The following is a 13168-nucleotide window of genomic DNA, read 5'->3' on the forward strand; positions in this document are numbered from 1 at the left end:
CGTGCGTCCCCGCAGTGCGGCAGCCGTCGGCGGAGTCTGCCAGAAGCGTAATGATCACGCGCGGCCAAACATTTCACATTGGCGTTGCGGATACAGTGTGTGTCATGTCAAAAGTGACGATTGATCCGACTCGCCTGCGGGCGGGGGCGACCGCCCTGTCAGCAACCGAGCAGGATCCTCGGGGCCGGAGGTTCGGCCCCGGCGACCTCGGGTCGGTGCAGTCAGACGCGGCTTTCGAGGAGTTCGCCGACTACTGGACCACCGGACGGTCGGCTGTGACGCAGAGTTCGGATGCCCTGGCGACGGTGCTGCGTTCGGCGGCGGATGCGTACACCAGCCGCGATGCCGACGACGCCCGACGATTCGGCGGTGGCGTTCATGCGTTCTGACGGACGAGATTGGTCGCCGTTGATGTTCCACGATGATCCGACCCCGGGGATTCCTGGTGCGGTCACAGCGTGGATGTCAGAATTGCAGGCGCATTCGGAGCGCTATCGGGTGCGAGCCGAGAAGATGAACGAGACGGTGGCGATCGTCGACGTTCACGCCTGGTCCGGTCTCGCTGCGGAGGCGTTCCGTGAGCGGTTGCGGGTGGTCGCAGACGGTGCGAGCACAGTCTAGCGAGCCACGGCGAGGCGGGTGCCGCGGCGAGGGTGTGGGCGGACGCGATGTTCTCCACGCAGTACTCCGCCGACCAGGCGCTGCGCTCTGCGGAAGACGCCGAACGCGATATCGCCATCGCCCAGGCTGTGGTGTGTACGCTCACCGGCGATCACGCCGCGCTGCTGGAGAGTCTGGAGACGCTGCAGAGAGCGTCGTCGCACGATGACCATTCGACGGGGACGGAGCTCCTGACGGCGCGGCGCCATGCCGAAGAAGCACACGATGACCTGGTCAGGGCGCAGCACAGCCTCGAGGACGCCGAGGCGCGGCTGGCTGACGCGCGCGGGCACGGACAGGACGCGAAGCGGGAGTACGAGCACGCGGAGGCGATCTTCGTTCGCGGGCTGGAGGCCGCCAGGACCGGCGCCATCGCTCACGCCACCGCGACGGACCTGAAGGACTTCGCGTCCGGCGCGAGCAAGCTCGGCACGATCGATGCGGCCGGGCGCGGGAGCGACGTCGCGCTGATGACCTTGCTGCATCGACTTACCCCGGACGAGCTCGCCACGCTGCTCACCGGCGATGCGACACTCCAGCAGCAGTTCTGGGACACCCCTCCGAACCCAGAGGCGGTCGCCGGCTGGTGGAACGGTCTCCCGGTGGAGGTGCGGGACCAGCTCCTCGCGGTTGCGCCGGGGATTCTCGGGAATCTGCCCGGGATGCCGTACACGGATCGTGACCGTGCCAACCGCATCAGCCTGGCGCAGGCGGAGAAGAACCCACACCTGACGGACGATCAGCGTGCTGTGCTGAAGAAGATGGAGCGGGCGTTGGAAGCGCCCTCTCGCGGCACACCAGTGCGGTTGGTGGCGTTCAACCTCTTCAGCGAACCTCCGATGGTCGCTGTCGGCTACGGCGACCTCGACGCTTGTCAGAATACGACTTGGTGCGCGGGTGGCATGGGCTTCGGGGCCAAGGACGCTCTTGATGATTGGACTGACGCCGCCAAAAACCTCTACCGCGCCCAGAAGGAACTTGACGTCGGCCGTCCTGGGGTGATCGCGTGGCTGGAGTACGACAACCCGGACCTCGTCGGAGTCAACCTCAGCATCTCGGCAAAAAAGGGGGCGCCGCGGTTCGCTGCCGAGCTCGACGGAAACGCGGCCACCCGCGACGTATTCGGGCCGGGCGCGTCGCCGATCACTGTCACCGCCCACTCCTACGGCACCACGATGGCCGCGGCCGCGCTGACCTTGGTCCACACCCGGATCGACGCGTTCGTGATGGTCGGCTCCGCCGGAATCGACACGGACCTGGTGCCGTCGCTGTCCGCGATTCGCGCCGACCACCTCTACACCACCGCGGCCACCGCCGACGGCCTCGCCCCGCTCGGCTCCTCCGTCTCCGGACGTGCCGAACCCAACCCGGCGGTGGCGGATCCAAGAAGCCGCGCCATCGGCGGAGCCGAAGCCTTCTCCTCCGACGGCGACGGAAAGGACCTGAAACGGGTCGACGGACACAACCCCCTCGGCGAAAAGGGCAGAGAACGTAACAGCGGACCGCTGACCCTCAACACCATCCCCTCCGCAGGACACGGCTACTACGACCTTGACACTCAATCGCTGCACAACATCGCTGCAACCACCTCCGGACAACCTCACAACGTGAACGGGGGCCTCACCGACACCACCCGCTCGGCAGACAAGCACAACGAGATCGCGGACCTGATCGCCGAGACCAGCCGGGGTCCCCGACTCTGAGAAGACACATGAGCCAGACCACCATCCGCACTCCAGCCCTCTTTGCCATCGTCGCCACGCTCACCCTTGGAGGTTGCACCATGACCACTCCCACCGATCCCGGACCCCAGAAAACCGGACAGCAACTCCGAGCGCAGCTCATCGCCGACGCCACCGCTGCAATGGCCGCCTCCGGCTTCCCCGACGGGTGGGCGTACGACACACAGCCCGACGCCATTCCATGGAATCCGGAAACGGATGAATTCCTGGGCTCCCGATGCTCCACCTCCAGAGGCGAGACACGCCAGCGCTTTGATGCACCGCTCTTCCACGCACCCGTCGGCGATCCCGTGGCGTTCGCGAACTTGATGGGTGACTACTGGGCGGAACTGGGTTACACCGTCAGCACCGTGATCCCCACGATCACCGCGCCAGGCGGCAACCATTTCACTCAGATCCGTGCGGATCGCGCAGACGGAACCCTTGCTGCCGGAGTGATCGGGCAGGACGTGTTCTTCGTTCTCAAGACCTACACCGAGTGCTCTACCGACCCCACCCTGGACATGTTCGCCGGACCCACCGGCTACCGCGAATTCGACATGCTCGAACCCGACCCGTACCACCCGACCGACACCCCGACGATCACCCCCTACCCCGACCGCTGACCACGCACCGCTGGGCGATCACGCTCGACCGACCCCAGGGAGGCACTCCTCAGCGACGGGGCTACCAGCGCCCCAGCGCAGCGTTCAGCACGGCAAGAGCGGCGGGCCCGGCGGTCGAGGTGCGCAGCACCGTCGAGCCGAGCCGCACGAGTTCGGCGCCCGCGTCGCGGAACGCGTCGAGCTCGGACGGCGCGATCCCGCCCTCCGGGCCGACGACGAGCACGAGCGGCCGCCCGTCCTGCTGTATGTCGGTCAGCTTCGCATCCGCGTCGGGCTCCAGCACCAGTACGCGCGCCCCCGCGCACAGCGCCGCCACCTGCTTCGTGGACGCCAGCTCGCCGACCTCCGGCACCCAGGCACGGATCGACTGCTTGGCGGCTTCGCGCACGATGGTCGCCCAGCGTTCGCGGCCCTTGGCGACCTTCGGCCCCTCCCAGCGGGAGACGGAACGGCTCGCGGACCACGGGACCACCGCATCCACCCCCAGCTCGGTGGCTGCCTGGATGGCGAGTTCGTCCCTGTCGCCCTTGGCGAGAGCCTGCACGAGCGTGATCGCCGGGGCGGCGCGCTCGACGCGCTCCACCACGTCCACGTCGATGGTCAGCGCGGCGTTCGTTGCCTCGATCACCTCACCGGAGGCCACGAGCCCCCGGCCGTTGCCGATCAAGACAGACTGGCCGGGGCGCGTGCGGTTCACCGTCGCCGCGTGCTTCGCCTCCGCGCCGGTGATCGTCAGGCGTCCGCCGACCGTGACGTCGTCGAGGTCCTCACGCAGATAGAGCGAACTCATCGATTGCTCAGACGTTCAGGAAGCGGTCGCGCAGCTTCGCAAACAAGCCCTGCTGGAACCGCGCGAGCGACGGGTCCGCCTGCTTGTGGGTGGCAGCGAACTGTTTAATCAGCTCGCGCTCCTTGTGGTCCAGCTTGGTCGGGGTGACCACCTGGATGCCCACGCGAAGATCTCCGCGCCCGTTGCCGCGCAGGTGCGTGATGCCGCGGTCCTTCACCGAGATGATGTCCGCGCTCTGGATGCCCGCCTTCAGCTCCAGCTTGATGTCGCCGTCGAGCGCCTTCACCGTGGCGGTGGTGCCGAGGATCGCATCCGTCATCGCCACCTCCAGGGTGCAGAGCAGATCGTCGCCGTCACGGCTGAAGACGTCGTCGTGCTTGACCTTGATCTCCAGGTAGAGGTCGCCGTTCGGGCCGCCGGCCGGTCCGGCCTCGCCGCTGCCCGGCATCTGTAGGCGCAGACCCGTGTCTACACCGGCGGGGATGTCGACGGGGACGGTGCGGCGTGCGCGGACACGGCCCTGACCCTGGCAGGTGACACACGGGGTCGCGATGACCGTGCCGTAGCCGCGGCAGGTGCCGCACGGCGAGGAGGTCATCACGTTGCCGAGCAGCGAGCGCACGGAACGCTGAATGCTGCCGGTGCCGTGACAGATGTCGCAGGTGACGGGAGCGGTGCCCGGCTGGCAGCACGACCCGTTGCAGGTCTCGCAGACGATCGCGGTGTCGACCTCGAGGTCGCGGTGCGTGCCGAAGATGACCTCGTCGAGGTCGACCTCCACGCGCAGCAACGCATCCTGGCCACGCTCCCTGCGCGACTTCGGGCCGCGGCTCTGGCTGCCTCCGCCGAAGAACGTCTCGAAGATGTCGCCGAAGCCGCCGAAGTTCTGGCCGCCTCCCCCGCCGAAGCCGGCCTGGGGTCCGAGATCGTACTGCTCGCGCTGCTGCGGGTCGCTCAGCACGTCGTACGCATGCGTCACCAGCTTGAACCGCTCCGACGCCTCCGTGGACGGGTTCACGTCCGGGTGGAGTTCGCGGGCGAGGCGGCGGTACGCCTTCTTGATCTCATCGGGAGTGGCGTTGCGCTCAACGCCCAGGACTTCGTAGTGGTCGGCCACAGACGGCTTTTCCTTCGTGTTCGTTGTCTTATTCGCCGAGCAGGCGGGAGAGGTAGCGGGCCACCGCTCGAACGGCGGCCATGTTGCTCGAATAGTCCATGCGGAGCGGGCCGAGCACGCCGAGGCGCGCCAGCTCCGAACCGGAGGCGGTGTAGCCGCTCGACAGCACAGAGGTCTCCGCGAGCCCGAACGACGCATTCTCGCGCCCGATGCTCACCGCCACCCCGTGCTGGTCGCCGGCCATCTCACCGAACAGCTTCAACAGCACGACCTGCTCCTCGATGGCTTCGAGGACGGGGTAGATGCTCCCCGTGAAGTCGTGCTCGGTGCGGACCAGGTTCGCAGCCCCCGCCATCACCAGTTTGTCCTGGCGGTTCGCGGCGATCTGCTCCATCAAAGCAAGTGCCACGGGCTCGACCAGCGCCTGCGTGCGCTCGGTCAGTGCATCCGGTAGCTGCGAGAGCCTGGCGGTGGCGTCGGCGAGGGACAGCCCGGCCGCCGCCCCGTTGATCGCGCCGCGAATCTCGGCAACGTCTTCGTCCGACAGTTCGGACGACAGCTCGATGGTTCGCTGCTCGACGGCGCCGGAGTCGGTGATGAGCACACTGAGCAGCCTGCGCGGAGCGAGCATCACCAACTCGATGTGCCGGATCCGCGACCGCGACACCGACGGATACTGAACAAGGGCGACCTGGTTGGTCAGCTGCGAGAGCAGACGGACCGTGCGAACGAGCACGTCGTCCAGATCCACCGAGTCGCCCAGGAACACCTCGATCGCCTGCCGCTGCGCGTGGCTGAGCGGACGCACCTCGGCGAGGTGGTCGACGAACAGCCGGTAGCCCTTGTCGGTCGGAACCCGACCGGACGACGTGTGCGGCGCCGCGATCAGGTCCTCCTCTTCGAGGGCGGCCATGTCGTTGCGGATCGTCGCGGCGGACACGCCGAACGCGTGACGCTCCACGATGCTCTTCGACCCGACCGGTTCCCGCGAGGCGACGTAGTCCTGCACGATCACGCGCAGCACTTCGAGGCTCCGCTCAGAAACCATGCGACCCGCCTCCCGAAGACTCTTAGCACTCACTGAACCTGAGTGCTAATCATAACGCCCTGACACACCCACGCGATCATTGCACCCGCCGGAGCGGCGGCAGTACGGTATGCGCACAGGTTCGATTCAGCGATCCCGCGAACGAGAGGTTCCGACCATGAGTGACCCGAACCAGCCGCCGGTGGACCCGGCAGAAGGCGCTGTTCCCCCGCAACAGCCGAACGTTCCCCCGCAGCAGCCGTACGGGCAGGTTCCGCCGCAGCAGCAGCCCCCGCAGCAGCAGCCGCCCCAGCAGCCATACGGCGGGCAGGTTCCTCCGCAACAGCCCCCGCAGCAGCAGCCATATGGCGGGCAGGTCCCGCCCCAGCAGCCATACGGTCAGCAGCCCCCTCAGCAGCAGCCGTACGGCGGCCAGGTTCCTCCGCAGCAGCCCCAGCAGCCGTATGCGGCCCCCGCCGCCCCGCTCGACCCCACCCAGGACAAGCAGTGGGCGTCGTTCGCGCACCTCGGCGGCATCCTCTGGGTGCTGCCGTCGCTCATCATCTTCCTCGTGTTCAAAGACCGCGGGCGACTGACCAACCAGGAGGCCAAAGAGGCGCTCAACTGGCAGATCACCTGGATCATCATCTGGCTCGCCTCCCAGATCGTCGGCGCGGTCCTGACGTTCACCGGATTCGGGTGGGTCATCTTCGGCCTGCTCATCCCGTGGATCCTCTACGTCGTCAACCTGATCTTCTCGATCCTCGGATTCGTCAAGGTCAACGGCGGAGGCACGTACCGCTACCCGGTGAACTTCCGCTTCATCAAGTAGCGCCGCGCGCGCCTGGCGGAGACGCCGAGGGACCCCGGTCTCTCGGCGTCTTCCCAGTTTCGGCGGCTTTGCCTTACTGTTGTGGCTGACGATCCCGTCCACGACCCCGCCCGGACTCCCGGGCGCAGCCAAGGAGAGAACATGTCCGCAACGCCCCCGCCGCCCCCCGGCGCACCATACGGAGGCCAGTCCCAGCAGCTCAGCCCCTCGGATGAGAAGCTCTGGGCCACGCTGGTCCACATCGGTGGAATCATCTTCAACTGGATTCCGGCGCTCATCGGCTATCTCGTTCTCAAAGACAAGGGACCATTCGTCCGCGCGCACACCGCGACGGCCCTGAACTTCCAGATCACGATCTTCATCGCATACGCGGTCGGATCGATCCTGTCGATCGTCTTCGTCGGCGTGATCCTCATCGCAGCCGCCGCGATCATCAACATCGTCTTCAGCATCATCGCCGCCATCAAGGCCAACCAGGGCGAGTACTACGTGTACCCGCTGGCCATCCGGTTCGTCAGCTAGCCTTCCGGCTTCCGGCTTCCGGCTTCCGGCGCTCGCGCCTCATCGAGTGGTCCCGAATTGCCGCGTGCACACGTGCACGCACGGCAATTCGGGACCACTCGTTTGCGTTGAGGGGCGGGCCGGGGCGGCGAGGGGTGAGAGCGTGCGTGCCGCGTCAGTCGTCGAGGAGGCGGCGGACGACGGCGTCGGCGAGCAGGCGGCCGGAGAGCGTGAGCTCGACGTTCCCTTGGAGCGCCTGGCGCGCATCCACCAGGCCGTCGGCGATCAGGCCGGCGACGGCGGTGCGGCCGTGCTGGTCGAGGTCGGCCGTCGTGATGCCGTCCCGGATGCGCGTGAGGAGCAGCACGCGCTCCACGCGCCTGGTCTCGGCGTCGAGCGTCTCGCGACCGGCCGCCGGGGACTCGCCCGCCAGTACGCGGCCTGCGTATGCGGCCGGATGCTTCACGTTCCACCAGCGGACACCGCCGACGTGGCTGTGCGCCCCCGGCCCGACGCCCCACCAGTCGTGCCCCTGCCAATACGCCAGGTTGTGGCGTGACCGGTGCTGGTCGTCGACCGCCCAGTTGCTGACCTCGTACCACCCGTACCCGGCGCCGCCGAGCCGCGCATCCGCCAGCTCGTACATGTCGGCCTGCAGGTCCTCATCCGGTTCGGCGACCTGACCCGACTTGATCTGTCTGGCGAGCTTCGTGCCCGTCTCGACGATCAGCGAATACGCGGACAGATGATCCGGGCGGCAGGCGATCGCCGCGTCGAGCGACCGCTCCCAGTCGTCCAGCGACTCCCCCGGCGTTCCGTAGATGAGGTCGAGGCTCACCTGCAGTCCGGCGTCGCGCGCCCACTGGACCACCAGCGGCACACGCTCCGGGTCGTGGGTGCGCTCCAGTGTCGCGAGCACGTGCGGGACAGCCGACTGCATCCCGAACGAAACGCGCGTGAACCCGGCGGCGGCCAACCCCTGCAGGTAGGCGGCGTCGACCGAGTCTGGGTTGGCCTCTGTGGTGATCTCCGCCCCGTCGGCCAGACCCCACGCATCCCGGACGGAGCCGAGCATCCCTGTCAGGTCGGAGGCGGGAAGCATGGTCGGGGTACCACCGCCGAAGAACACGGTCGACACCGCACGCGCCGGGAGGCCGCTCCGCTCCAGCACGGAGGCGCCGAAAGCGACCTCGCGCTGCGCGTGACCGGCGTACTCGAATTGCGAGACGCCCCGCAGCTCGGTGGCGGTGTAGGTGTTGAAGTCGCAGTACCCGCAACGCACCCGGCAGAACGGCACGTGCAGGTAGACCCCGAACGCGCGCTCGTCGACGCCGTCGAGAACGCTGGAGGGAAGCAGGCCGTCGGCCGGAGCCGGATCGCCGAGGGGAAGAGCGCTCGGCACGTCAGGCCGACCGCACGGGCAGAAGCGAACGCAGATACTTGGCGGTGTAGTGACGCTGCACCAACCTCAGGATGGGCGCAGTCAGCCGGTAGAACGTGGTCGACGGCCGCGAGAACGCCCGCAACACGAACCACACCGAGCCGTCATCGCGCAGCTCGACGATGAACGCCTCCTCACCAGACTCCGGATGCCCGTGCAGCGTTCCATAGGCGAAGCCCGCCCGCTGCGGCTCGTCGATGACGTAGACGACGCGGACCGGCGCGGACACCAGCACCGGCCAGAACGGGATCTTCAGCACGGCGGTCATCCCGTTGGCGATGTACGGCGAACCGTCGTCGGCGAAGATCGCCTCCGACGGACGGTGCTCCTGCATCTTCGCCGGGGTTCCGTCCGGGTTGAACACGACGCCCTCATATTGCACGCCTGTGCCCTCGTGGGTCTCGGTGACCTTGATGCCGCTTCCCCGCTGCACACCCCACGTCATCAGCGCGGTGACGGTCGACGCGAAGCGGTCCTCGCCGCTGCCGATCCGCGCCTGCCTGATCAGCGGGCGGTAGCCCTTCGGCGGGTAGTAGAGCAGGTCGGGCGCTTGCGTGCCGCCGACCGCACCATAGGTGACGGGCTGATCGGTGTACGTGGAGCGACGCATGGCTGCTACTTCATTTCCTCACTCTGGCTGTGCCCAGTCTCCAACGGTCGGAGCCAGACGACAACTCTACTTGGCGCGTACCACCCGGGTGAACGCGCAGCGTTCAGGGATCCGGCGGATGGTCGTGGGTCGCGGCTGCTCGGCTGGGACCGGTCGCGCGGCTGATCCATTACGCGGTGAGGAGGATCGCGGCGACCCCGCCGACAATGAGCGCGATCGACAGCGCAGTGGTCAGCACGACCAACCGGCTCTTCCGCGCGCGGCTCGGCCTGTGGAGTTCACGCGCGCGTTCCATGAAGGCGTCGCTGCGCGACGTCTTCGGAGCTACGGCGAAGGTCGAGACGAACCCGGCAATCGGCAGCACTGCGAACAGGAAGGGTGCGTACAGGCCACGCTGGTTGACCGACTCGCCTTCCCCCATCAACGGAAGCCACCAGAAGACGCCCAGGACGATCAGTGCGGCCGCAGCGAACCCGTAGATCAGGCGCAGGCCGACGCGCCAGCTCACCCGGTCGTATCCGTTCGCTTCGTCCTCCCACAGCTGCCCGAGGAGCGTCGAAGAGGCACGCTACTTCTTGTCCTTCTTCTCCACGTCGCCGGAGAGCGCAGCGATGAACGCCTCCTGGGGGACCTCGACACGGCCGACCATCTTCATGCGCTTCTTGCCTTCCTTCTGCTTCTCGAGGAGCTTGCGCTTGCGGGTGATGTCGCCGCCGTAGCATTTCGCGAGGACGTCCTTGCGCATCGCCCTGATGCTCTCGCGGGCGATGATGCGGGCGCCGATCGCGGCTTGGATGGGGACCTCGAACTGCTGACGCGGGATCAGCTCGCGCAGGCGGCCGGTCATCAGGACGCCGTACGCGTATGCCTTGTCTCGGTGGACGATCGCGCTGAACGCATCCACCTGCTCGCCCTGAAGCAGAATGTCGACCTTCACGAGGTCGGCCTCCTGCTGGCCGGTGGGCTCGTAGTCGAGGGAGGCGTAGCCGGCGGTGCGGCTCTTCAGCTGGTCGAAGAAGTCGAAGACGATCTCGCCGAGCGGCATCGTGTACCGGATCTCGACCCGGTCTTCGCCGAGGTACTCCATGCCGAGCAGCGCGCCGCGGCGGCCCTGGCAGAGTTCCATGATCACGCCGACGTAATCCTTGGGCGCCAGGATCGCGGCCTTCACCATCGGCTCCTCCACCTTGGCGATCTTGCCGCCGGGGAACTCGCTCGGGTTGGTGACCGTGATGACCTTCTTGTCTTCGGTGGTCACCTCGTAGATCACGCTCGGCGCGGTGGTGATGAGGTCGAGGCCGAACTCGCGTTCGAGGCGCTCGGTGACGATCTCCAGGTGCAGCAGCCCGAGGAAGCCGCAGCGGAAACCGAAGCCGAGGGCGACGGAGGTCTCCGGCTCGTAGACGAGTGCGGCATCGGAGAGCTTGAGCTTGTCGAGCGCCTCGCGCAGTTCGGGGTAGTCGCTGCCGTCGATCGGATACAGGCCAGAGAAGACCATCGGCTTCGGCTCCGTGTAACCGGGCAGCGCGTTCGTCGCCGGTTTGGACGCCGTGGTGACGGTGTCTCCGACCTTCGACTGGCGGACGTCTTTCACACCCGTGATCAGGTAGCCGACCTCGCCGACACCCAACCCCTTCGAGGGGGTGGGCTCCGGGGACGACACACCGATCTCGAGGATCTCGTGCGTGGCCTTGGTCGACATCATCTGGATGCGCTCGCGCGGCGAGAGCTTGCCGTCGATCATGCGAACGTAGGTGACGACGCCGCGGTAGCTGTCGTAGACGGAGTCGAAGATCATCGCGCGGGCCGGGGCGTCCTTCACACCGACCGGAGCGGGGATGAGCTCCACCACCCTGTCGAGAAGCGCGTCGACGCCCATGCCGGTCTTGCCGGAGACGCGCAGGACATCTTCCGGCTTGCCGCCGATGAGGCTGGCCAGCTCGGCGGCGTACTTGTCCGGGTCGGCGGCGGGGAGGTCGATCTTGTTGAGCACCGGGATGATCGTGAGGTCGTTCTCGAGCGCGAGGTAGAGGTTCGCGAGCGTCTGGGCCTCGATGCCCTGCGCGGCGTCGACCAGCAGGATCGCGCCCTCGCAGGCAGCCAGCGACCTGGACACCTCGTAGGTGAAGTCGACGTGACCGGGCGTGTCGATCATGTTCAAGGTGAACGCCTGGCCGTCGTCGTCGCCCCACGGCATCCGAACGGCCTGGCTCTTGATCGTGATGCCGCGCTCACGTTCGATGTCCATGCGGTCGAGATACTGCGCGCGCATGTCGCGCTCGGCGACGACGCCGGTGATCTGCAGCATCCGGTCGGCCAGGGTGGACTTGCCGTGGTCGATGTGGGCGATGATGCAGAAGTTGCGGATGAACGCCGGATCGGTCGCGGCGGGCTCAAGGGCCTTCAGAGCTCGTGGTGACATTGTGCTGCGATTCTCCCACGCCGACGGGCGCGTCTCCTATTCGGGCGCTCCGGCGAGCGATCCACTGGTCCCGAATCGCCGTGCGGCACGGGATGCGCACGGCAATTCGGGACCACTCGATGCGATGCGCGGATGCGCGGCGTCTACAGGTGCCGGGGCACCGGGCGGCAGTGCGTCAGGCGAAGCGCTCTGCGCGCTCGACGACGACGCCGGCGCCGTCCTCCCAGCGGTAGACCTCCGCGCCCTCGATGAAGACGCGCTCGGCGCGCGAGTTCACGTCGAGAGGATCGCCGGACCAGATGACGATGTCGCCGTCGAGCCCGGGCGTGAGCGATCCGACGCGGTCGTCGAGCTGGAGGAACGACGCGGGGTTGACCGTCAGCGCCTCCAGAGCAGTCTCGCGCGGCAGCCCCTCCTTGACGGCGAGCGAGGCCTGGTGCACGAGGAAGTTGATCGGCACGACGGGGTGGTCGGTGGTGATCGCGACCCGGACGCCGGCGGCGGCGATCTTCGCGAGATTCGCGATGGCGCGGTCCCGCAGCTCGACTTTGGACCGCGAGGTGAACATCGGGCCGAAGATCACGGGGATGTCGCGCGCGGCGATGACGTCGGCGATCTTGTGCGCCTCCGTGCCGTGGTTGATGACCAGGCGGTAGCCGAACTCGTCTGCGAGGCGGATGGCGGTCGCGATGTCGTCGTGGCGGTGCGTGTGCTGATCCCAGGCGAGCTCGCCGTCGAGCACGCGCACGAGCGTCTCCTTGCCGAGGTCGCGGGCGAACGGCTTGCCCTCCTTCTGCGCGTCGTCGCGCTGGGCGCGGTAGTTCTGCGCCTCCACGAAGGCCTCGCGGATGATCATCGCGACGCCGAGCCGCGTGCTGGGCGTGACGTTCTTGCCCCCGTAGACGCGCTTCGGGTTCTCGCCGAGCGCCGACTTCACGCTGACGGCCTCGCGGAGGACCTGTTCGTCGATGGTGCGACCTCCCCACGACTTGATCGCGACGGTCTGGCCGCCGATCGGGTTGCCGGACCCCGGCTTGACGACGATGGAGGTGACGCCGCCGGACAGCGCATCCCGGAATCCCTCGTCGTCGATGTTGATCGCGTCGATGGCTCGCACCGCGGCGGTGTTCGGCGTTGTCATCTCGTTGGTGTCGTCGCCGGCCGGGCCGTTGGCCTCCTCGTGGATGCCGACGTGACCGTGCGACTCGATGAACCCGGGGAGCACCCACTTGCCGCTCGCATCGATGGTGCGAACGCCCTCCGGGATGCTCACAGCGGCGCCGACGGCGGCGATAGTGCCGTTCTGCACGAGCACGGTGCCGTTCTCGATCGGGTCGCCCGCGACGGGGACGATGTAGGCGTTGACGATGGCGACGGAAGAGGTGTTGGTCATGAATTCGAGCCTACGCCCGGGCTCCCGG

General features: G+C 67.6%; 14 protein-coding genes. 6 read left to right on the forward strand and 8 right to left on the reverse strand.

From position 1 onward, the window contains the following. Positions 1 to 104 precede the first annotated feature (104 nt). From AC37TH_RS14165 to AC37TH_RS14180, 4 genes are all read left to right on the forward strand, one after another. On the forward strand, positions 105 to 389 hold the full coding sequence (locus AC37TH_RS14165) for a hypothetical protein (RefSeq protein WP_490764978.1): 285 nt from the start codon (positions 105 to 107) through the stop codon (positions 387 to 389). A gap of 73 nt (positions 390 to 462) precedes the next feature. Next, the gene (locus AC37TH_RS14170) at positions 463 to 621 is read left to right on the forward strand and encodes a hypothetical protein (RefSeq protein WP_490764979.1); all 159 of its coding nucleotides are present in this window, start codon (positions 463 to 465) and stop codon (positions 619 to 621) included. 47 nt (positions 622 to 668) lie between these two features. Further along, complete coding sequence (locus AC37TH_RS14175) at positions 669 to 2363, forward strand: alpha/beta hydrolase (RefSeq protein WP_490764980.1); 1695 nt, start codon at positions 669 to 671, stop codon at positions 2361 to 2363. An 8-nt stretch (positions 2364 to 2371) separates the two neighbouring features. Further along, positions 2372 to 3007: a hypothetical protein gene (locus AC37TH_RS14180; RefSeq protein WP_490764981.1), complete on the forward strand. Its 636-nt coding sequence runs from the start codon at positions 2372 to 2374 to the stop codon at positions 3005 to 3007. 61 nt (positions 3008 to 3068) lie between these two features. Here AC37TH_RS14180 and AC37TH_RS14185 read toward each other — a convergent pair whose 3' ends face one another. From AC37TH_RS14185 to hrcA, 3 genes are read right to left on the reverse strand one after another with little or no spacing between them, the layout of a single operon-like run. Continuing rightward, positions 3069 to 3797: a 16S rRNA (uracil(1498)-N(3))-methyltransferase gene (locus AC37TH_RS14185; RefSeq protein ID WP_490764982.1), complete on the reverse strand. Its 729-nt coding sequence runs from the start codon at positions 3795 to 3797 to the stop codon at positions 3069 to 3071. 7 nt (positions 3798 to 3804) lie between these two features. Next, positions 3805 to 4914 (reverse strand): molecular chaperone DnaJ, encoded by a 1110-nt coding sequence (gene dnaJ, locus AC37TH_RS14190; RefSeq protein ID WP_490764983.1) that lies wholly within the window; start codon positions 4912 to 4914, stop codon positions 3805 to 3807. A gap of 28 nt (positions 4915 to 4942) precedes the next feature. Then, positions 4943 to 5962 carry a heat-inducible transcriptional repressor HrcA gene (gene hrcA, locus AC37TH_RS14195; protein WP_490764984.1) on the reverse strand — a complete coding sequence of 340 codons (1020 nt, stop codon included), beginning with the start codon at positions 5960 to 5962 and terminating at the stop codon, positions 4943 to 4945. Between the two features lie 157 nt (positions 5963 to 6119). Here hrcA and AC37TH_RS14200 point away from each other — a divergent pair, with 157 nt between their 5' ends. Continuing rightward, positions 6120 to 6773: a DUF4870 domain-containing protein gene (locus AC37TH_RS14200; RefSeq protein WP_490764985.1), complete on the forward strand. Its 654-nt coding sequence runs from the start codon at positions 6120 to 6122 to the stop codon at positions 6771 to 6773. A 141-nt stretch (positions 6774 to 6914) separates the two neighbouring features. Next, on the forward strand, positions 6915 to 7295 hold the full coding sequence (locus AC37TH_RS14205; protein ID WP_490764986.1) for a DUF4870 domain-containing protein: 381 nt from the start codon (positions 6915 to 6917) through the stop codon (positions 7293 to 7295). Positions 7296 to 7449: 154 nt separating this feature from the next. Here AC37TH_RS14205 and hemW read toward each other — a convergent pair whose 3' ends face one another. The 5 genes from hemW to AC37TH_RS14230 all read right to left on the reverse strand — a co-directional run bounded on the left by hemW (position 7450) and on the right by AC37TH_RS14230 (position 13140). Beyond that, a complete protein-coding gene (hemW, locus tag AC37TH_RS14210) occupies positions 7450 to 8676 on the reverse strand; it encodes a radical SAM family heme chaperone HemW (protein WP_490764987.1) in 1227 nt (408 codons plus the stop codon). Position 8677: 1 nt separating this feature from the next. Next, positions 8678 to 9325 (reverse strand): DUF1990 domain-containing protein, encoded by a 648-nt coding sequence (locus AC37TH_RS14215; protein ID WP_490764988.1) that lies wholly within the window; start codon positions 9323 to 9325, stop codon positions 8678 to 8680. Between the two features lie 169 nt (positions 9326 to 9494). Then, complete coding sequence (locus tag AC37TH_RS14220; protein ID WP_490764989.1) at positions 9495 to 9833, reverse strand: hypothetical protein; 339 nt, start codon at positions 9831 to 9833, stop codon at positions 9495 to 9497. A 60-nt stretch (positions 9834 to 9893) separates the two neighbouring features. After that, positions 9894 to 11747, reverse strand: coding sequence for a translation elongation factor 4 (lepA, locus tag AC37TH_RS14225; RefSeq protein WP_490764990.1), 1854 nt, complete (start codon positions 11745 to 11747; stop codon positions 9894 to 9896). A 175-nt stretch (positions 11748 to 11922) separates the two neighbouring features. After that, positions 11923 to 13140 carry an amidohydrolase gene (locus tag AC37TH_RS14230; RefSeq protein ID WP_490764991.1) on the reverse strand — a complete coding sequence of 406 codons (1218 nt, stop codon included), beginning with the start codon at positions 13138 to 13140 and terminating at the stop codon, positions 11923 to 11925. Positions 13141 to 13168 lie beyond the last annotated feature (28 nt).

Source organism: Leifsonia sp. McL0627 (assembly GCF_058244615.1).